The following is a 20169-nucleotide window of genomic DNA, read 5'->3' on the forward strand; positions in this document are numbered from 1 at the left end:
GCCCGCGCCTACATCCCCGCGATTCAGGCCTTCAGAAAGCGCAACACCGACTCACAGATCATCTCGCGATGCCGCGCCTTGAGCGCTGCATCCTCAAAGTCGACCTGGAAAATTTCGCCAAAGGTGTTGCGGTTCGAAACCCGGTAAAAGCAGAACGAACTGATCAGCAGGTGCACATCCAGCGCGTCCAGCCCCTGGCGGAAAACACCTTCGGCAGCGCCGCGGCGCAGAATCTCGTCCAGTGCGATCAGCACGGTTTTGTTCATCGAGCGAATCGCCGAGGAGCGCTTCACGTACTCGCCGTGGTGCATGTTTTCGTTGCAGACAATCCGCACGAAATCGACGTTGCGATCATGGTGATCAAAGGTGAACTCGATCAACCGGCGAATACCCTGGCGCGGCTCAAGCTCGGCCAGGTGCAGGCTGCTTTCGGTGTTGCGAATATCACCATAAAGCTTCTCCAGCACTTCGACATACAACTGCTCCTTACTGTTGAAGTAGTAGTAGATCATGCGCTTGGAGGTCTGGGTGCGCTCGGCAATGGCATCAACCCGGGCGCCCGCCAGTCCTTGCTGGACGAACTCGCTGATTGCCGCTTGAAGAATGTTCTCGCGGGTCTTTTCCGGATTGTTTTTGCGCCCCTTGCGCGCCACTGGTTCAGGGGCTGCGCAGAGTGCTGGAATTGTGGTCATACGGGACTCGTGGCCAACAGTTAACCCGGTGATTATGAGCCCCGGGTGCAAAGGAAGAAAGCCTGCCGGCCGCTTCGCTACAAACGCGCTTGCGCCGGTGAACCGCCTCGCGCCTTGGCCATGGCTGCCAGGCGCACGGCAACGTTGGCAGCGCCATAGCCGCTGTACCCGTTGCGCCGTTGCAAGACTTCGAAGAAAAACCGTTCTTCGAATGGCTCGGTGTACACGTGGAACAATTCGCCGCCTTGAGCATCACGGTCATAGAGCACGTTGTAATAGGCCAGCTCGCTGAGGAACTGGTCATCAAAATCAAAGCGTGCAGCCAGATCGTCGTAATAATTGAGCGGGATGTCGAGCAAGGCTACGCCCGCCTCCTTGGCCTTTTTCACGGCAGTGAAAATATCGTCGCAGTCGAAGGCAATGTGATGCACGCCCGAGCCACGGTAATGCGACAGTGCATGAGCGATGGCCGTGTTGCGATTCTCCGAGATGTTCAACGGCAAGCGAATCGAACTGCAGCGGCTGCGCAATGCCCGGCTTTTCACCAAACCATAGGGATCAGGCAGGACCACCTCGTCATCGGCAGTGAAATCCAGCAGGCTCTTGTAGAACAGCGCCCAGCTGTCCAGGCCATCGGCCGGCAAGGCCAGGGCCATGTGGTCTATACGCTTGAGCCCGAGGCTGTTGCCCTCAGCCTGCGCCAGGCTGAAATCGGTGTCGTAGATAGTCCGCCCTTGCGCGTCCTGATCGACCAGATAGATCAAGCTGCCATCTGGCGCCCGCACGGCCGCCAGTTCTCGCTCATTCGGCCCGACCAGCCCACGATACGGCTGGCCCTGATAAGCCACCGCCCGAGCCAGGGCCTGGGCACTGTCCTTGACCCGGATTGCCGTGGCGCACAATGAAGGGCCGTGGCTTTCAAAAAAGTTATGGGCAAACGAATAGGGCTCGGCGTTGAGAATCAGGTTGATATCGCCTTGGCGCAGCAAGCTGACATTCTTCGAACGATGCATGCCAGCGCGGGTGAATCCCAGACGCTCCAGCCAGTTGCCGAGCTTGGCGCCGAGGGCATCATCCACGGCAAACTCGAGGAACTCGATGCCGTCGTAGGCGCTGGCTGCAGGTGGCGCGAACAGCAGGTCGTCGGGTTGCTCAAGCGGCTGTGCCAGGCGCTGGCGGGTCTTCTCTTCAAGGTACAGCAGTGAGCGCAGACCATCGGCGGCGGTGGCCCGCGGCGGCGCTGCGCGGAATCCATCGTTGAAGATTTCCAGCGACAACGGCCCGCGGTAACCGCTGCTCAGAATCGGCGCCAGGAACCCGGCCAGATCGAATTCGCCCTGCCCCGGGAAGCAGCGAAAATGCCGGCTCCACTCCAGCACGTCCATGGCCAGCAGCGGCGCATCGGCCATTTGCACAAAGAAGATCTTGTCGCCGGGTACTTGGGCGATAGCACTGGGGTCGCCCTTGAGCGACAGGGTATGAAAACTGTCGAGAATCATCCCAAGGTTAGGATGATCGGCGGCCTGCACAATGTCCCAGACCTGCTGCCAGGTCTTCACATGGCGGCCCCAGGCCAACGCTTCGTAGCCGATGCGTAAATCACGGGCCCCGGCGCGTTCGGCCAGCAGTCGCAGGTCGTCGACCAGTACCTGGCGCTCGCCCAGCGAATCGGCAGCCACGTTGCTACACACCAGCACCAGATCGGTGCCCAGCTCCTGCATCAGGTCAAACTTGCGCTCGGCGCGGTCCAGGTTGCGTGCCAGCCGCTCACGGCGGCAGCCTTCAAAGTCGCGGAACGGCTGGAACAAGGTGATTGCCAGGCCCAGGTCCGCGCAGCGCTGGCGAATTTCCCGCGGGCTGCCGGCGTAGTAGAGCAAGTCATTCTCGAAGATCTCTACCCCGTCAAAGCCTGCGGCAGCAATGGCTTCGAGTTTTTCAGGCAAGGTACCGCTCAAGGACACAGTGGCAATCGAACGCTGCATTTTTATGGCTCCGATGGGTAGGCAAAACCCGGATGCTGCGATTATTGGCGGTGTACACTTTTTGCTCAATTAAAAAGGTACTAACTGGTTAGTTTTGTGTGCGATTATCGCCCAAAATAGCGTTCGGTGAATTGACCCTTTTTTGACCACAGGCGCACCATTTCGACACCGGGCAGAAATGTTCGACGCGCCAAAAGCGCCTCGACGCCTGCCATTTCAAACGACAGCCGCACACCCCGGCGTCCTTTGCGTTGCATTACCCATGCTTGACCCATAAACATAAAAATACGGGTACCCCTCCCATGATCCATTCGCACAGCACCCGCATAGCCCAACCGCTGGCCAGCGGTCCGCACGCCGGCATCGGCGATAAAATCCGTGGCGCCATGGCGGTCGGCAAGACCCGTTGGGTCATGCTTGCCCTGGTGTTCTTCGCCACCACCCTGAACTACATCGACCGCGCCGCCCTGGGCGTCATGCAGCCGATTCTGGCCAAGGAAATGAGCTGGACGGCGATGGATTACGCCAACATCAACTTCTGGTTCCAGGTCGGCTATGCCATCGGCTTCGTCCTTCAAGGGCGGTTGATCGACCGCATCGGCGTCAAGCGTGTGTTCTTCTGCGCCGTGCTGCTCTGGAGCCTGGCGACCGGTGCCCATGGCCTGGCGACTTCGGCGGTGGGCTTTATGGTTTGCCGCTTCATTCTTGGCCTGACTGAGGCGGCCAACTACCCGGCCTGCGTCAAAACCACCCGCCTGTGGTTCCCGGCGGGTGAGCGGGCTGTGGCTACTGGCATCTTCAATGCCGGCACCAACGTTGGTGCGATGTTCACCCCGATGCTGCTGCCGTTGGTGCTCACCATTTGGGGCTGGCAGGCCGCCTTCCTCGGCATGGCCGCGCTGGGCCTGGTGTGGGTCGTGTTCTGGGGCTTGAAGTACTTCAACCCGGAAGACCATCCAAGCGTCAGCAAGGAAGAACTGGCCTACGTGCAAAGTGAAGTGGAGCCGGAACAGAGCCGCGTACCCTTTTCGCGCATCTTGCGTATGCGCGGCACCTGGGCCTTCGCCTTGGCTTACTCGATGACCGCACCGGTGTTCTGGTTCTACCTGTACTGGTTGCCGCCGTTTCTCAACCAGCAGTACAACCTGGGCATCAGCGTGACGCAGATGGGTATCCCGTTGATCGTCATCTACATCAGCGCCGACTTCGGCAGCGTCGGAGGCGGCATTCTGTCTTCGTTCCTGATTGGACGTGGCATGGCACCGGTCAAGGCGCGCCTGCTGTCGATGCTGCTGTTTGCCCTGACCATCATCGGTGTGATCTTTGCCGCTGGCGCCAGCAGCCTGTGGGTCGCGGTACTGGCGATTTCGCTGGCAATCGCCGCGCACCAGGCCTGGACCGCCAACATCTGGAGCCTGGTGATGGACTACACGCCCAAGCACATGATGAGCACGGTGTTCGGCTTCGGCGGCATGTGCGCCGCGATTGGCGGGATGTTCATGACCCAGTTGGTGGGCTACATCCTGACCACCACCAACAACAACTACACCTTGCTGTTCACCATGATCCCGGCGATGTACTTCATTGCCCTGATCTGGATGTACTTGATGGCGCCGCGCAAAGTGCCGAACGTCGAAGCTTAGGGTTTGCGCTGCAACCAGGCAGCGCCCAGCCCACTCAGGCAAATCAGCGCAATCCCGACCAGCCCGGCCATGTCCGGGCTGTGTCCGAACAGCACCAGGCCGAGCAATCCGGCAAACACGATCTGACAGTAACTGAACGGCGCCAGCATCGCCGGTGGGGCATGGCGGAAAGCCTGAGTCAGAAACAGGTGCGCCGTCATGCCGCAAGTGCCCAGCGCCACGGCCATCAAGCCGTGAATGAAGCTTGGGGTTTGCCAGAACATTGGCACGATGGCGCTCATCACCAGGGTATTGAGCACGCCGGTGAAGAAGTTGCTGGTGGTCGGGCTATCGATGCCACTGAGCTTGCGGGTCAGCAACTGGTAGAAGCAGAAACACAGCGCTGAGCCGAACGGTAGCAGCACCGCAGGCGTGAACAGTTCGCCGCCCGGGTGAATGATCACGGTGACCCCGACAAAACTCACCAGCACCGCCACCCACTGCCCACGGGTGACCTTCTCGCCCAACAACGGCAACGACAACGCCGTTACCAGCAAAGGCGCGAGGAAGTTGACCGCCGTGGCTTCGGCGAGCGGGATGTATTGCAGGGCCGTGGTAAACAACAGGCTGGTGCCCAGCAGGCACAAGGCGCGCAACGCTTGCAGCCCGGGGCGGCGGGTGCGCAACACACGCAGCCCGGACTGCGGCAGGAAGATCGCCATCATCAGCAGGGTATGCACCAGATAACGGGCCCAGACCACCCAGAGAATCGGATAGAACCCAGCCAGGTACTTCGACAAGGCGTCATGACTGGCAAACAGGAAGGTCGCCAGCACCACCAGCAAAATGCCCCGCAATGGCTGGTTGGCATCGTTAAGCGCAGAGGAACGGGGCATGAGATCAGCTCGCGGTCAGTGCTGCACAAGCAGCTGATGGGTCTTGTCCAGGGCCATTTGTGCCCGTTGCAGAGCGCTGACGCCCTGTTCATACAAGTGCCGGGTGGGAATTTCCAGGCTCAAGGGGATCGAGGGCGGCAAGCTATCCAGCAGCCCTGGCAGGTCGCAATCGCCGTCCCCCGGAAAACGCCGCTCATTACGGGCTTGTCGCAAAATCTCGGCCATGTCTTGGGGACGCGGCCCCGCCACGTCGCACAATTGAGCATAACGCAGGCGTGACGGGGCCAGCTTGCGCAAGTCATCCAGCGACGATTCCGAACGATCGAAATGGAAGGCATCGACCAACACACACCCATTGTCGCGCCCGGCCTGCTCGACAATGCGCACGGCTTGATTGAGGTTCTTGGCATCGGTCCAGGGCATGAACTCAAGGTGTGGGTGCAAGCGGTAGTGTGCGGCCAGCTCACACAGCGCGGCGAAACGCTCGGTCAGACGCTGCTCATCAGGATCGTTGCCGGCCACCAACAGCTCGCTGGCTCCGAACTCGGCGCCCACTGCCAGCAAGGCCTCGAAGTCGGCGACGCAGGTGTCGGGTTTGAGCCGCAGGATTTCCACATCCAGCACGTTGATGCCGGTGTCACGCAGGCGGGCGGCAGTTTGCCGACGCAAACCGGCGTCGGTCACCAGCGGAAAGTGATGTTCCTCGGGTGTGGCGGGCTCAAGGCGCAGGCCGACATGGCTGTAACCGGCGCGGGCGGCAACTTCGACCATGTCCACAGGGGACAGCTCGAGCACGGTCAGGGCAGCGAGGGACATCACGCGTTGACTCATGGTTGTGATCTCTGAAAGTGGAATTCACTTATTTAGAACCATGTTCCACTTTCAGTGCAAGGGAAATAATAGGATCGCGGGGCAAGTCGGGTCGCTGTCCCGCCGCGCCTACAGGGTCGGGAATCAGGTGAAGAGTTCGGAGGCTGGGCTGGCTGCTGATAATTCTGCGGCGGCGGCCAACAGGGTGGGTGCCAGTTCATGCAGGCGGGCTTCGCTCATGCGTGCGCTGGGCCCGGCAACACTGAGGACACCCACGGCATGGCCATCCACCGGGTTACGCACCACGGCGGCCAGGGCCGAGGTGCCAACCGCCGAGCTTTCTACCACCCAGGCATACCCATGCTCGCGCGCCAGCCGCAGGCGCTCGAGCAGTTCGGCATTGGAGCGCGGCGCGTTGGGGCCGAACGCTTCTGGCTCGGCGATCCCCTGACGCTCGACCAGCAACAAGGCTTGCGCATCGCTCAGGCTGGACAGCCAGGCATGCCCGGAGGCGGTGTAGAACAACGGCGCGTCGCGCCCCATGTCGGGGTCATAGCGCAGGCCCGAACGGGCGCCCTGGGCCTTGGCAATCCAGGTTTGCCGGTCGCCATCGATCACTCCAAGGCGCACCAGTTCACCACTTTGCTGCGCCAGGCGATCGAGGATCGGCTGAACAATGTCGGCGCCGCTGCTGCCCAGGTAGCGAAAGCCCATGGCCACCAGGCGCGTGCTCAGGTGGTAACGCTGGCTCTCGGCGTTTTGCCGTACATAACCCAGGCGCATCAGCTCGGCGAGCATGCGGTGGGTGGCGCTCTTAGGGATATCCAGCTCTTCGGCCAGGGTCTGCAGGGGCAGCCCACGGGGTTCGCTGGTAAGGCGTTCGAGAAGGCTGAACGCGCGTTCGATCTGACTGCCGGCCATGGTTCACGGTCCTTGAAAATTGTGCCGATTCTAAAGAGCCACGGGCAAAGCGCAAAACACTGTCCGATCTTCGCCCACTTTATACGCTCAGCGCTTGGATGAGCAGCACATGGAAAACTAGAATATGGAATCTTGTTCCAGAATATAACAAAACCCATTGTTCGAGGAGAGACTGCCCATGGCTACCGGTTCCCCCACGCCCGCACAGGTCGATTGCGATGTACTGGTCATCGGCTCCGGTGCGGCCGGTTTGTCAGCTGCAGTGACGGCAGCATGGCATGGGCAGAAAGTGATTGTCGTGGAAAAGGATGCGGTGTTCGGCGGCGCTACGGCCTGGTCGGGCGGCTGGATGTGGGTGCCGTGCAACCCGCTGGCGCAGCGGGCCGGGATCATCGAAGCGCGTTCCCAGCCACGCACTTACCTTGAGCACGAATTGGGGGAACGCTTTGACGCCAGCATGATCGACGCCTTTCTTGAGGCTGCGCCACGCATGGTGTCTTTTTTCGAACGCCATACCGCGCTGCAATTTGCCGATGGCAACGGCATTGCCGATATCCATGGTCGAACCCCGGGTGCCGGTACCGGTGGGCGTTCGGTGATTGCCGCGCCCTATGACGGACGCGAGGTCGCCAAACTGCTCAAGCGCCTGCGCAAGACAATGCGCGAAACGTCGTTCCTGGGCATGCCGATCATGGCCGGCAAAGACCTCAACGCGTTCCTCACCCTGACCCGCTCGTGGCGCTCCCTGCTGCATGTGAGCAAGCGCTTCTGCCGCCACCTGCTCGACCTGGCGCAATACGGCCGGGCGATGCAACTGGTCAACGGTGTAGCGCTGGTTGCACGTTTGGCCAAGTCAGCGCAAGACCTCGGCGTGTTGCTCTGGGAGTCGGCCCCTGCCAGGCAGTTGCTACAGGAACAGGGCCGGGTCAGCGGCGCGGTGGTCGAGACGGCGCGTGGGCCCGTCAGCATTCATGCGCGAAAAGCCGTGGTGCTGGCGGCCGGTGGATTCGCCAACGACATCGAGCGGCGCAAAGCGCTGTTCCCGCGAACCCCAACCGGCCACGAACACCTGGCCCTGCCGCCGCTGGGCGCCAGCGGTGATGGCTTGCGCCTGGGCGAAAGTGCCGGAGGCCAGGTAGCTGACGACCTGCACAGCCCGGTGGCCTGGGCGCCGGTTTCGCGGGTTAACCACAAGGACGGCAGCAGCGGACACTTCCCGCACATTATCGAACGCGGCAAACCCGGCATCATCGGGGTGTTGGCCAACGGCAAACGCTTCGTCAACGAAGCTGACGGTTACTACGACTATGTCAGCGCCATGGTCGCCCAGGCACCTGGAGAGAAGGTCGAATCCTGGTTGATCTGCAGCCACGCCTTTCAACGCCGCTATGGCCTGGGCATGTCGCGGCCGTTTCCCTTGCCTGTGCAGCCATTCATCCGTTCCGGTTATCTGAAGTGCGGCCACAGCATCGAGGCCCTGGCCACGGCGTGCGGCATCGATCCACAAGGGTTGTCTGCCACACTTGCCGAATACAACCTGCACGCGCGCAACGGCGAAGACCCGCTGTTCGGCCGCGGCTCGACGTCTTACAACCGTAAACAGGGTGACGCCCTGCACGGGCCCAACCCTTGCGTCGCGCCGATCGAGCAGGGGCCGTTCTACGCGGTGAAAGTCGAGCCAGGCTGCTTTGGTACTTTCGCCGGGCTCAAGACCAACGAGCATGCCCAGGTGCTGGACAGCCAGCGTCAGCCGATCAGCGGCTTGTATGCGGTGGGGACGGACATGGCCAGCATCATGGGCGGGTTTTACCCGGCTGGCGGGATCAATCTGGGGCCAGCGGCAACCTTCGGCTACATCGCCGGGCGGCATATTGCCGGGGTGACGGAGTACGAATGATCGCGGTGAACGCAACACCATCCGGTAGAAGCGGGCTTGCCCCGCGATAGCGGTGTGTCAGTGCTATCGCTTCGCGGGGCAAGCCCACTCCTACCTGTGGGAGCGGGCTTGCCCCGCGATAAAACCAACCGCAATCAGAAGTCGAAGAACACCGTCTCGCCTTCGCCCTGAATACGGATATCAAAGCGGTAGGCCAGCTTGCCGTCCACTTCACAACGGCTCGCCACCAAAGTCTCGCGCCGCTGCGGCTGTTCGATCAGGTTGAGCACCGGGCACTGGGCATTGGCCTGGGCCTCGTCATCGAAGTACAGGCGCGTGTGCAGGTGGATGTTGATACCACGGGCAAACAGGCTGATGTTGATATGCGGTGCCATCGGCACCCCGGCAGCGTTACGCACGACGCCAGGCTTGATGGTGTGCAATGTCCACTCACCGGCGTCAAAGGTGGTCGCCGTGCGGCCAAAACTGTTGAACGGCTGTTCCAGGTCGAAGTCGCCCTGGTACTGACCATTGTGGTCGGCTTGCCAGAACTCCAGGAACGAGTCCCTGACCAGGTGGCCGTTGCCGTCATAGACATTGCCGAACACCAGAATGTGTTCACCCGGCGCATCGGTGCGGGCCATGCAGTTCCAGATTTCCTGATCGCGGGTTGGGTTGCCTGCCGCTTCCAGGGCCAAGCCGATGTGTACGTAAGGGCCTGCGGTTTGCGAAGGCGTTTCCGGCAGCAATTGAGTAGGCATGGGACGCTCCTCAGCAGTTTTCGAAGTGAGTCTTGCGCTGGCCGCGCAGGACGATGTCGAAGCGGTACGCCAGGCAGTCCATCGGGTTGGCGTTGCTCATGTCCAGGCGCGCAATCAGGCTCTGCACCGCATCCGGATTGGCAATCGATTTGACGATCGGGCACATCGGAATCAGCGGGTCGCCTTCGAAATACAGCTGGGTAATCAGACGGGTCGCAATCGACGGGCCGCTGATCGAGACATGCACATGCGCCGGGCGCCAGTCATTGGGGCCGTTACGCCATGGGTACGGGCCCGGCTTGATGGTGCGGAAACTGTAGTAGCCCTCGCTGTCGGTCAGCGCGCGGCCGACACCACCGAAGTTGGGGTCCAGCGGCGCCAGGTAGCGGTCGTTCTTGTGGCGGTAGCGGCCACCGGCGTTGGCTTGCCAGATTTCCACCAGGGTGTGCGGGATTGGCTTGCCGTACTGGTCGCAGACACGGCCGGCAATAATGATCCGCTCACCGATCGGCAGCCCACCGTTGTTGAAATTGAGCAGCAGGTCGTGATCATGCTGACCGAACTTCAGGTGAGAAAAGTCCGGCCCTGTGCTTTCGCTGATCGACTGAGGAATGCTCACCAGCGCCTGACGCGGCGAACGGGCAATGGAAGTTTTGTAATCCGGCGTGAAGGCCTTCGGGTGCCAGTTACGATCACGGATAGCGAAGCGACTGTTGTCTTGCACAGACATGCCGTTCTCCTGTCTTGGAATTATTGGAACACCTGAGCGTGGCAGGCGAGCTTGCAGTTTCCGGCATGTCCGCTGTGGAGAACATTGAAAAGAACCCCTGCATGCATAACCAATAGGTTATGAAAGACGCAGTAATCCCACGGAGCTACGCCGGGTGAACTAATCTTCTAGCTCATGTTTTCAAGCGCTGGAGAGCACTCATGCAATGGCGAAAAGGCAGGCGTAGCGACAATGTGGTCGATGCCCGTGGCGAGGGCGGTGGCGGCATGCGCTTCGGCGGTGGCAAGGGCCTGAGCATCGGGGCGATTCTGTTGATAGTCGGCATCGGTTGGATCACCGGGCAAGACCCGCTACAGATCCTCGGCCAATTGACCGGGCAGATGGGCCAGACCAGTGCGCCGGTCAGCACCGGCACCGGCAAGGCGCCACCGGCCAACGATGAGCAGGCCGAGTTCGTCGCCTCTATCCTCGGCGATACCGAGGACACCTGGCGGGCGATCTTCGCCCAGGCTGGCCGTCAGTACAAAGACCCGACCCTGACCCTGTTCAGCGGCCAGATCAACTCAGCCTGCGGCTTCGCCTCCTCGGCGGTCGGCCCGTTCTATTGCCCGGCTGACCAGAAGGTTTACCTCGACATGAGCTTCTTCCGCGAAATGGAGCAGCGCTTTGCCGCAGCGGGCGATTTCGCCCAGGCGTATGTGATTGCCCACGAAGTCGGTCACCATGTGCAGACCTTGCTTGGTGTGTCGACCCGGGTTCAGGCGGCGCGCCAGCGTGGCGAACGCATGGAAGGCGACAACGGCCTGCTGGTGCGTCAGGAGTTACAAGCCGACTGCCTGGCCGGTGTCTGGGCTTACCAGGCCCAGCAGCGCCTGAACTGGCTTGAGCCCGGCGATATCGAAGAAGCCCTGAACGCCGCCAATGCCATTGGTGACGACCGCTTGCAGCAGCAAGGCCAGGGTAGCGTAGTACCGGATTCGTTCACCCATGGCACCTCGCAGCAGCGCGTACGCTGGTTCAAGACCGGCTTCGCCAAAGGCGACATCAGCCAGTGCGATACCTTCTCCGCCCGCGCACTTTAAAGGCGCCCGCCTGACCCGCGGCAGGGCCCTTCCCTGCCGCGGAAACACTCTGAAACTTCCCCTGAATATTTTTGCTGAAAAAGCGTTTCAGCTCCGCCGCAAGTGGCCGATACACCTTGCTCAGAGCATCGGCTGGCCATCAAAAACAACAACCTTCCAGCGATATGGATCAAGACGCACAACGTTCCTGGAGGGATTACATGAATAGATGGTTTGCCAATATCAGCCTCAACCTGAAACTCGGCCTGGGCTTCGGCCTGGTGCTGCTGCTCACCGGCCTGTTGGCCTTGACCGGCTGGAACAGCATGGGTGGGCTGATTGATCGCAGTAACTGGATGAGTGACATCACTCAGCTCAACAGCGACCTGGCCGAACTGCGTGTCACCCGCCTGCAGTACATGCTGACCAACGGCGACGATGCCGCCGCTGGTAATGTCCAGGTCAAGCTCAACGCCTTCAGTGCACAGCAACAAAAGCTGCTCAAGAACTTCAAGAGCCCAGAGAACGTCAAACTGCTCCAGGACCTGGGCCTGACCATCAGCGAGTACCAGGTTTCGATCAACAAAATGCGCGCAGGCTACAAAACCAGCCTTGCCGCACGCGATGCGATGAACCTGGCCGCTTCCCGTGCCATCGAGCTGGTCGAAGCGATCAACCGCGACATCCTCGCCCTGCCCGAAACTGACGCCAGCCGCCTGGAGCAGTTCCGCACCATCACCCAGGCCAAGGAGCAACTGTTCCAAGTGCGTCTGGCCGTGCGCAGCTACATTGCCGATATCAGCAGCGAAACCGAACAACTGGCGCTGCGCCAGCTTGATAATGCGCTGGCCGAGATCGCCAGCCTGAACCGTCAGATGCCAGCCGAAGCGGCGCGTATCCAGCAGTTCGAAAGCGCCGTACTGGCCTACCGTGAGGCTGTTCGCCAGTTCCGCGACGCCACCGCCGACGTTGCCGTCGCCCGTCAGGAAATGACCGTACAAGGTGCAACCATCGTCAAGACCAGTAATGCGCTGTACAAGATCCAGATTGAACGCCGCGACAGCGAAAGTGCTCAGGCCCGCACCCTGCAACTCACCGCAACCCTGCTGGCCTTGCTGGCCGGCGTGCTGGCGGCGGTCATCATCACTCGCCAGATCACTCGCCCGCTGCGCGAAACCCTGGCCGTGGTCGAACGCATCGCCACTGGCGACCTCAGCCACAACCTGCACGTCACCCGCCGCGACGAACTGGGCGTACTGCAACAAGGCATTCAACGCATGGCGGCGACCCTGCGTGACCTGATCGGCGGCATCCGCGATGGTGTCACCCAGATCGCCAGCGCCGCGGAAGAGCTGTCGGCGGTCACTGAAGAAACCAGCGCCGGGGTCAACAGCCAGAAAATCGAGACTGATCAGGTTGCCACGGCCATGCACGAAATGGCGGCCACCGTGCAGGAAGTCGCGCGTAATGCCGAGCATGCCTCCTCTGCGGCCACCGACGCCGATGCGCAAGCGCGGGCCGGTGATCAAGTCGTGGCCGAGGCGATCAGCCAGATCGAACGCCTGGCCGAAGAAGTGCAGCGTTCCACCGAAGCCATGGCCCTGCTGCAACAGGAAAGCCAGAAGATCGGTAGCGTCATGGACGTGATCAAATCGGTGGCCGAGCAGACCAACCTGCTGGCGCTGAATGCCGCCATCGAAGCGGCCCGTGCCGGTGAAGCCGGTCGTGGCTTTGCGGTGGTGGCCGACGAAGTGCGCGGCCTGGCCCAGCGTACGCAGAAATCGACCGAAGAGATTGAAGAGCTGGTCGCCGGTTTGCAGAGTGGGACGCAGCAGGTGGCCAATGTGATGCTGGGTAGCCGTAACCTGACCGAAAGCAGTGTCGACCTGACGCGCAAAGCCGGCGCTTCGCTGGAGAGCATCACCCGCACGGTGTCGAACATCCAGTCGATGAACCAGCAGATCGCCGCTGCTGCTGAGCAGCAGAGCGCCGTGGCTGAACAGATCAGCCGCAGCATCGTTAACGTTCGTGATGTGTCAGAGCAGACAGCGGCGGCCAGCGATGAGACGGCGGCCTCCAGTGTTGAGTTGGCGCGGTTGGGTAATCAGCTGCAAACGTTGGTCAGTCACTTCCGCGTGTAAAAAATCGCGGGGCAAGCCCGCTCCCACCGGATAAGTCTGGTGGGAGCGGGCTTGCCCCGCGACAAATTCAACGCTTACTTAACCACCTGCCCCACCCCACGCCCACGTGGGTCAGAAGCGGTTTCCAGCGCGGTGCCATTGACGCGAATGGCCTGGATATCGCCCATCTCCCAGCCCTGATCCTCCAGGGTGTAGCCCATCTTCTTCAGCTCATCAGCGACCTTGCCGGTCAGTGGCGCATAAGCGTCGAAGTAAATGGTGTCTTTGGGCAGCAACTGGTGATGCACGCGCTGCGCCGCCACCGCTTTCTCCAGCGGCAGGTTGTAGTCGTACAGGTTGTTCAGCACCTGGAAGATCGAGGTGAAGATCCGCGAACCACCCGGCGTACCCAGTACCAGGGTGACCTGGCCATCACGGGTCACCAGGGTCGGCGCCATCGACGACAGCATGCGCTTGCCCGGCTCGATGGCGTTGGCGTCACCACCGACTACACCGAAGGCGTTAGCCACACCCGGCTTGGAGCTGAAGTCGTCCATCTCGTCGTTGAGCAAGAAGCCTGCGCCCTTGACCACCACACCACTGCCGTAGTCCCAGTTCAGGGTGTAGGTGTTGCTGACGGCGTTGCCGTCTTTGTCAACGATGGAGAAGTGCGTGGTCTGGTGCGGTTCCAGGCCTGGGCGGACTTTCTCGGTTTCCGAGATGGCGTTCGGGTTGACCTCTTGAGCGCGCTTGGCGATGTAGTCCTTGGCGATCAGCTTATCCACCGGCACCTTGGAAAACGCCGGGTCTCCCAGGTAGTCGGCACGGTCAGCGAACACGCGCTTTTCGATTTCCGCCAGCAAGTGAATGTAGCGCGCCGAGTTCAGCTCCACGCCTTTGAAGTCAGCCGCACGGTTTTCCTTGATGCCCAGCAGCTGCGCCAGCGCGACACCACCCGAACTTGGCAGCGGTGCGGTGTAGACCATGTTGCCGCGCCATTCGATGCCCATCGGCTCACGCCACACCGCCTTGTAATCCTTGAGGTCGTCTTTGCTGATCAGGCCTTTGTCCGCCTGCATCTGCGCAACCAGCAGGTCGGCGGTTTTGCCCTGATAGAACTCACTGACGCCCTTGTCGGCAATGCGCTCCAGGGTTTGCGCCAGCTCCGGCTGCTTGAAGGTCTCGCCAACTTTCATGGTGCCGAAGTAGTCATTGAAGTTGGTGCTGTCCTTGAACAGGCCCAAGGCATCTTCGCGGTACTGATACTGCTTGGCAGCAATCTTGAAGCCGTTCTTCGCGTAGCCCACCGCCGGGGTGATCAGCTCAGCCCAGGGCAGCTTGCCAAACTTTTGATGCGCCTCCCACAAGCCCATCACCGTACCGGGTACACCAGCTGCGCGGGCACCGACCAGGCTCAGGTTCTCGATAATTTCGCCTTTTTCGTCCAGGTACATGTTGCGGCTGGCAGCCTTGGGCGCAATTTCGCGGTAATCAAGGAAGTAAGGCTTGCCGTCCATGTACAGGGTCATGAACCCACCGCCGCCGATGTTGCCGGCTTCGGGGTAGGTCACGGCCAGGGTGAAGGCCGTGGCGACGGCGGCGTCTACCGCGTTACCACCTTTTTTGAGGATTTCGGCGGCCACCTGTGCACCATATTGATCGGGTGCAGCCACCGCGCCACCTTCCAGTGTCACGGCGTAAGCCGATGAGCTGGCGATTATCGCGGCACTCAGGGCCAGGGATCGGAACATCACAACGTGCATGAGCGCTTCCTTGGTGTTGTTTTCGTTGAACAGCCATTAAGGCTTATGTCGGAAAACTAATCAAACACCGCTGGCGTTTTCGCCGCTCGCAGGAAGGTTCTGTCGCAAGCCGATTATTCAGCAGGCGTAGGCCGCCAGCTTGTGCTGGATGAAGTCGAGGAAGCACTGGATGCGCAGGGCAAGCTGCGAGTTGCGGTAGTACACCGCGTTGATCGGTTGGCGATAGCCGCTGTTGTACTCGGGCAACACCACCTGCAGACGCCCGCTGCGGATATCTTCATGGGTCATGAAGTGCGACAGGCAGGCGATGCCCTCACCGGCCAGCGCCAGCTCGCGCAAGGTTTCGCCGCTGGAGGCCGAGACACTCGGGCGGATCAGCAAGCGGTCACCCTCGACATGGCGCAGCGGCCAATGATTGAGGGTTTCGGTCTGGGTAAAACCGAGCAGCGAATGCGCCTGCAAATCTTCGACCCGCTCGGGGGTGCCATGCCGCGCCAGGTACTCGGGGCTGGCCAGCACGATCAAGGGGCTGCAGCCCAGCGAACGGGCATGCAGGCTGGAGTCGGCCAGCTCGCCGATGCGGATGGCAACGTCGGTGCTCTGCTCGATCAAGTCGATGATCTGGTCACTGGTGTTGAGTTCCAGCTGGATCTGCGGATACAACGCGCGGAACTCACCGACCCACGGCACGATGGCATGCAACATGAACGGCAAGGCCGCATTGATTCGCAGGCGACCTGAAGGCGTTTGATGGTGCAGCGACAGGTGCTCTTCAAGCTCATCCATTTGCTGCAGGATCGCCTTGGCCCGCTCGAAGAAGAATCGCCCTTCTTCGGTCAGGTCCATGCGCCGTGTCGTACGGTTGATCAACGTGGTGCCGAGCTTGGCTTCCAGGCGCGACAACGTTCGGCTGACCGCCGAAGGCGTCTGCGCATTGAGCTCGGCGGCGGCAGAAATCGAGCCGCACTCGATCACCGAGACGAACACCTGCAATTCATCGGACCTGACTTTCACGGCTGTATCCCGGAGATGGCAACAACCGTGATAGATAGCCGCTTGCCACGGCCTGCGCAAGACTTCATCAGGCCGGGATCTGGAAAACCCGGGCCAGATGTTGCTCGTAGGCCGCCACGGCGGCTTCGACATTCGGGCGCTTCATCACATCGACGGCCAGGTAGGTTGGCAGTGCGCTCATGCCGAGGAACTGGTTGGCCTTGTGGAATGGGAAATACACCGCATCCACACCTTTGCCTTCGAAGAAATCCGTGGGGTCGTCGAACGCCTGCTGCGGAGCGTTCCAGGTCAGCGAGAGCATGTACTGCTTACCGTGGATCAGGCCACCACTGCCGTACTTCTGCGATGCATCGGAACGGGTGCGACCGTCATTGGCGTAGAGGCTGCCGTGACCGGCGGTAAACACCTCGTCCAGGTATTGCTTGACGGTCCAGGGTGCGCCCATCCACCAACCTGGCATCTGATAGATGATCACGTCAGCCCAGAGAAACTTCTGCACTTCTTCAGCGTTGTCATAACCGCCGTCGATGTAGGTGGTCTTGATATCGAAACCGGCGCGATCGAGAAACGCCAGGGCCGCTTCATGCAGGGTCTCGTTGAGACGGCCATCGGAGTGGGCGAACTTTTTACCGCCATTGAGCAGCAGAACTTTTTTCATCACGTGCCTCATCTGTGGTTCGATCCGCGGCGGTGTCTGGAACGGCCCGGCTCGGGTGAATTGGAATGGCGGCAGATTAAGGAAAGCAAGGTGATGGAAAAACCGTCGATGGTGCAAAAAACTTTTGACTGAAAAGCACGAATCAAGCAGACATTATTGAAATAAAATCAGCGCATCCCCACCAGAGGTCAACCTCATGAGCGAACCTTACGGCTTCATTCTCAAAGCCAAGACCCGCCCGGAAAAAGCTGAAGCCTTCGAAACCCTGTTTCGCGCCTATGTCGAACCGAGTCGTGCCGAGCCCGGGTGCATCGAGTACCACATGCTGCGTGACAAGCAAGACCCGAGCCTGTTCGTGTTCTACGAAATCTGGGCCAGCAAGGCTGCACTGGACGAGCACTCAGCACTGCCGCACATGCAGCAGTTCTTCGAAAAACGCATGGACTACCTCGAACGCGACTTCGACATTCAACTGATCGACATGCTCAGCCCATCCTCGGCTAGCCGTTAAACAGCAGGTGTGCGCCAAGTAGTGCCAGGCCGACGAAGAAGCACCGTTTGAACAGCACGGCACTGATGCGCTGGCGCAACCACTGGCCAGCGAGCATGCCCAGTAGCGCCGGAAACAGCACCAGCAAGGATGCCCCCAACGCCTCGACACCGAGCGAATCTTGCCCGGCCAGGCCCAAGGCCAGTGCCAGGGTCGAAACCGTGAACGACAGGCCCAACGCTTGCACCATCTCGTCACGGTTCAACCCCAGGCTCTGCAAGTACGGCACCGCCGGGATCACAAACACCCCGGTGACCGCAGTGACCACGCCGGTGGCCAGCCCACACATCGGCCCTGCCACACGCTCCCATGCCGGGGGCAAGCACACAGCCGGGCCGAACACGCCATACAACGCATAGACCAGCAACGCTGCACCCAGCGCGTGCGCTGCCCACGCGCCAGTGTTGATGCCCAGCCAGGCGCTGCCAGCCACGGTTCCGACAAAGATCATCAGCAACATTGGCCACAATCGACGCAACAGGGCTGACAGGTGAGCGCCTGCGCCGAGTTGCCAGAGGTTGGTCAGTGTCGACGGCACAATCAGCAACGCGGCTGCCTGCGCTGGCGGCATAGCCAGCCCGAGCAGGCCCATGGCAACGGTGGGCAGCCCCAGGCCGATCACCCCCTTGACCGCACCGGCCAGCAGAAACGTGAACACCACCAGCAGCGACAGCGCCGGGCCGAGTGCCTGATAAAAGCCAAATAAGGTTGTCATAGGCCCATCCTGCCTGTGCAGCGGGCCGCTGAAAATCTGCCATATACTGAGTCAGACTATTGCTCAGGCAGAGGCACATGCATTTCGATCTGATTGACCTGCAACTGTTCCAGCACACCCTGGAGTGCGGCAACATCACCGCTGGCGCCCAACGCAGCCACCTCTCGCTACCGGCTGCCAGCGCGCGGATTCGCGCCATGGAGGCATCCCTGGGTACGCCCTTGCTGGAGCGTAATCGCCGTGGCGTACAGGCAACCTCGGCAGGCCAGGCGCTGCTGCAGCACGCGCGCTTGATCGGCCAACAGGTGGAGCGTTTGCAGTTCGATCTGGCGCAGTACGCTCAAGGCCTGCAAGGCCAGATCCGCCTGCTGTGCAATACGGCGGCGCTGAGCGAATACCTGCCTGAACGGCTGGCAAGCTTTCTCGCCAGCTACCCGGCCATCACCCTCGACGTTCAGGAGCTGCCGAGCCTGCGCATCGTCCAGGCCATCACCCAGGGCGCGGCGGACCTTGGCATCATCTCCACTGCCGCCAGCCACGAGCATTTGCAGACACAGTTCTTTCGCGACGACCCATTGGTATTGATCATGCCGCCTGCTCATCCGTTAGCGGCACACGGCGACCTGCGTTTTGCCGACACGCTGGAACAGGGATTCGTCGGGTTGTCGTCTGACAGCGCGTTGGCGCTGCATCTGGAGCAACAGGCCTTGCAACTCGGGAGACGTATGCAGGTGCGGGTCAGGGCCGAGAGCTTCGACGGGGTCATCCGCATGGTGGCTCACGGTGCCGGGCTAGGCGTGGTGCCACTGGCCGCCGTGCGCCGCTGGCAAGGCGTGCTGGAACTGCGCAGTGTGGCGTTAAAAGACCCCTGGGCCAATCGCCAACTGTTGCTCTGCGCCCGAGACTTTCTGAACCTGCCCGGCCACAGCCAAGCCTTGGTCGGCCACTTGGTAGGAGCGGGCTTGCCCCGCGATACGATGTGACAGACAGCCCACCATCGCGGGGCAAGCCCGCTCCTACCCAAAAAAAATATCGCGAGCCCCCTCCTCACCCACCCGGTGCGCAGTTACAGGTGGGTGTGGAACGGGAGTCGCGATAAAGTCCGCCTCGTTACTCTGGTTTGCGGTAACTCTCGACAATGGCCGAGAAGTCCTTGCCGCCGTCACCGCGCAGGCTCATGGCCTGGTAAAGCTGTTGTGCTACGGCACCGAGAATCACCGGCTGATGCGCCTGACGCGCCGCTTCAGTGGCCAGCCCCAGGTCCTTGAGCATCAGCTCGGCACCGAACCCTCCGGTATAACCGCGAGACGCAGGTGCCGTCTCGATGATCCCCGGCCACGGGTTGTAGGTATCAGAACTCCAGCAACGCCCGGTGGAACTGTTGATGATGCCCGCCAGCACTTTGGTGTCGATGCCCAGCGCATTGCCCAGGGCCATGGCCTCGGACACACCGACCATCGAGATGCCCAACAGCAGGTTGTTGCAGATCTTGGCAATCTGCCCGGTCCCTACCGCACCGCAATGCACAATGTTGCGGCCCATCTGCGCCAGCACCGGTTGCAGCGTGGCGAACAGCTCATCGCTGGCACCGACCATAAAGGTCAGGGTACCCGCCGCTGCGCCACCGGTACCGCCAGACACCGGGGCATCAGCCAGGTCTACGCCCTGTTTGGCCGCCGCTGCGGAAACATCACGGGCGGTCTGCGGGTCGATGGTGCTGCAGTCGACCACCGGCGTACCGGCACGCACACCGGCCAACACGCCGTCTTCACCCAGGTACACACCGCGCACATGGGCCGCAGCTGGCAGCATGGTGATCACCAGCTCGCTCTGCTGCGCGGCATCACGCGGCGAGCTGCTGATTTGCCCGCCCAGCTCGGCAAGCTCGGCCAGCACCGTCTTGTTCAGGTCGAACAGGTTCAGTTGATGCCCGGCCTTGATCAGGTTGCGTGCCATGGGCGCGCCCATATTTCCCAGGCCGATAAATGCGATACGCAT

At 61.2% G+C, this 20169-nt stretch carries 18 protein-coding genes; 6 read left to right on the forward strand and 12 right to left on the reverse strand.

Annotated features, from left to right (window positions below; all coding sequences use genetic code 11):
* Positions 1-23: 23 nt before the first annotated feature.
* On the reverse strand, positions 24-692 hold the full coding sequence (locus tag ACVWSC_RS25470; protein ID WP_442109913.1) for a TetR/AcrR family transcriptional regulator: 669 nt from the start codon (positions 690-692) through the stop codon (positions 24-26).
* Positions 693-769: 77 nt separating this feature from the next.
* Positions 770-2674, reverse strand: a complete 1905-nt coding sequence (gene quiC, locus ACVWSC_RS25475; RefSeq protein WP_442109915.1) for a 3-dehydroshikimate dehydratase QuiC — start codon at positions 2672-2674, stop codon at positions 770-772.
* 302 nt (positions 2675-2976) lie between these two features.
* On the opposite strand from quiC, the gene ACVWSC_RS25480 reads away from it, so the two are divergent.
* On the forward strand, positions 2977-4317 hold the full coding sequence (locus ACVWSC_RS25480; protein WP_442109917.1) for an MFS transporter: 1341 nt from the start codon (positions 2977-2979) through the stop codon (positions 4315-4317).
* Here the strand turns inward: ACVWSC_RS25480 and ACVWSC_RS25485 are convergent.
* From ACVWSC_RS25485 to ACVWSC_RS25495, 3 genes are all read right to left on the reverse strand, one after another.
* Positions 4314-5192, reverse strand: a complete 879-nt coding sequence (locus tag ACVWSC_RS25485) for a DMT family transporter (RefSeq protein ID WP_442109919.1) — start codon at positions 5190-5192, stop codon at positions 4314-4316. The two genes, ACVWSC_RS25480 and ACVWSC_RS25485, sit on opposite strands and share 4 nt — an antisense overlap.
* 15 nt (positions 5193-5207) lie before the next feature.
* Entirely contained in the window at positions 5208-6023 is an 816-nt protein-coding gene (locus ACVWSC_RS25490; protein WP_442109921.1) for a sugar phosphate isomerase/epimerase family protein, read from the reverse strand.
* 123 nt (positions 6024-6146) lie between these two features.
* Positions 6147-6923 (reverse strand): IclR family transcriptional regulator, encoded by a 777-nt coding sequence (locus ACVWSC_RS25495; protein WP_442109923.1) that lies wholly within the window; start codon positions 6921-6923, stop codon positions 6147-6149.
* A 178-nt stretch (positions 6924-7101) separates the two neighbouring features.
* Here ACVWSC_RS25495 and ACVWSC_RS25500 point away from each other — a divergent pair, with 178 nt between their 5' ends.
* Positions 7102-8820: an FAD-dependent oxidoreductase gene (locus ACVWSC_RS25500; RefSeq protein WP_442109925.1), complete on the forward strand. Its 1719-nt coding sequence runs from the start codon at positions 7102-7104 to the stop codon at positions 8818-8820.
* 134 nt (positions 8821-8954) lie between these two features.
* Here ACVWSC_RS25500 and pcaG read toward each other — a convergent pair whose 3' ends face one another.
* Positions 8955-9560: a protocatechuate 3,4-dioxygenase subunit alpha gene (gene pcaG, locus ACVWSC_RS25505; RefSeq protein ID WP_442109927.1), complete on the reverse strand. Its 606-nt coding sequence runs from the start codon at positions 9558-9560 to the stop codon at positions 8955-8957.
* Positions 9561-9570: 10 nt separating this feature from the next.
* Entirely contained in the window at positions 9571-10290 is a 720-nt protein-coding gene (gene pcaH / locus ACVWSC_RS25510) for a protocatechuate 3,4-dioxygenase subunit beta (protein WP_442109929.1), read from the reverse strand.
* A gap of 200 nt (positions 10291-10490) precedes the next feature.
* Between pcaH and ypfJ the strand changes: the two genes are divergently transcribed.
* Positions 10491-11372, forward strand: a complete 882-nt coding sequence (ypfJ, locus tag ACVWSC_RS25515) for a KPN_02809 family neutral zinc metallopeptidase (protein ID WP_442109931.1) — start codon at positions 10491-10493, stop codon at positions 11370-11372.
* A gap of 200 nt (positions 11373-11572) precedes the next feature.
* A complete protein-coding gene (locus ACVWSC_RS25520; protein WP_442109933.1) occupies positions 11573-13492 on the forward strand; it encodes a methyl-accepting chemotaxis protein in 1920 nt (639 codons plus the stop codon).
* A gap of 74 nt (positions 13493-13566) precedes the next feature.
* On the opposite strand, the gene ggt is transcribed toward ACVWSC_RS25520, so the two are convergent.
* The 3 genes from ggt to mdaB form a co-directional block, all read right to left on the reverse strand.
* Complete coding sequence (gene ggt / locus ACVWSC_RS25525; RefSeq protein ID WP_442109935.1) at positions 13567-15234, reverse strand: gamma-glutamyltransferase; 1668 nt, start codon at positions 15232-15234, stop codon at positions 13567-13569.
* A gap of 117 nt (positions 15235-15351) precedes the next feature.
* On the reverse strand, positions 15352-16248 hold the full coding sequence (locus ACVWSC_RS25530; protein ID WP_442109937.1) for a LysR substrate-binding domain-containing protein: 897 nt from the start codon (positions 16246-16248) through the stop codon (positions 15352-15354).
* A 67-nt stretch (positions 16249-16315) separates the two neighbouring features.
* Positions 16316-16906 carry an NADPH:quinone oxidoreductase MdaB gene (gene mdaB / locus ACVWSC_RS25535; RefSeq protein WP_442109939.1) on the reverse strand — a complete coding sequence of 197 codons (591 nt, stop codon included), beginning with the start codon at positions 16904-16906 and terminating at the stop codon, positions 16316-16318.
* 196 nt (positions 16907-17102) lie between these two features.
* Here mdaB and ACVWSC_RS25540 point away from each other — a divergent pair, with 196 nt between their 5' ends.
* On the forward strand, positions 17103-17417 hold the full coding sequence (locus ACVWSC_RS25540) for a putative quinol monooxygenase (RefSeq protein WP_442109941.1): 315 nt from the start codon (positions 17103-17105) through the stop codon (positions 17415-17417).
* On the opposite strand, the gene ACVWSC_RS25545 is transcribed toward ACVWSC_RS25540, so the two are convergent.
* Positions 17407-18171: a sulfite exporter TauE/SafE family protein gene (locus ACVWSC_RS25545; protein ID WP_442109943.1), complete on the reverse strand. Its 765-nt coding sequence runs from the start codon at positions 18169-18171 to the stop codon at positions 17407-17409. The two genes, ACVWSC_RS25540 and ACVWSC_RS25545, sit on opposite strands and share 11 nt — an antisense overlap.
* Before the next feature lie 77 nt (positions 18172-18248).
* Here ACVWSC_RS25545 and ACVWSC_RS25550 point away from each other — a divergent pair, with 77 nt between their 5' ends.
* Positions 18249-19154, forward strand: a complete 906-nt coding sequence (locus ACVWSC_RS25550) for a LysR family transcriptional regulator (RefSeq protein ID WP_442109945.1) — start codon at positions 18249-18251, stop codon at positions 19152-19154.
* 127 nt (positions 19155-19281) lie between these two features.
* Here the strand turns inward: ACVWSC_RS25550 and mmsB are convergent, their stop codons facing one another.
* Positions 19282-20169 carry a 3-hydroxyisobutyrate dehydrogenase gene (gene mmsB, locus ACVWSC_RS25555; RefSeq protein ID WP_442109947.1) on the reverse strand — a complete coding sequence of 296 codons (888 nt, stop codon included), beginning with the start codon at positions 20167-20169 and terminating at the stop codon, positions 19282-19284.

It is taken from the genome of Pseudomonas sp. NUPR-002, assembly GCF_056322725.1.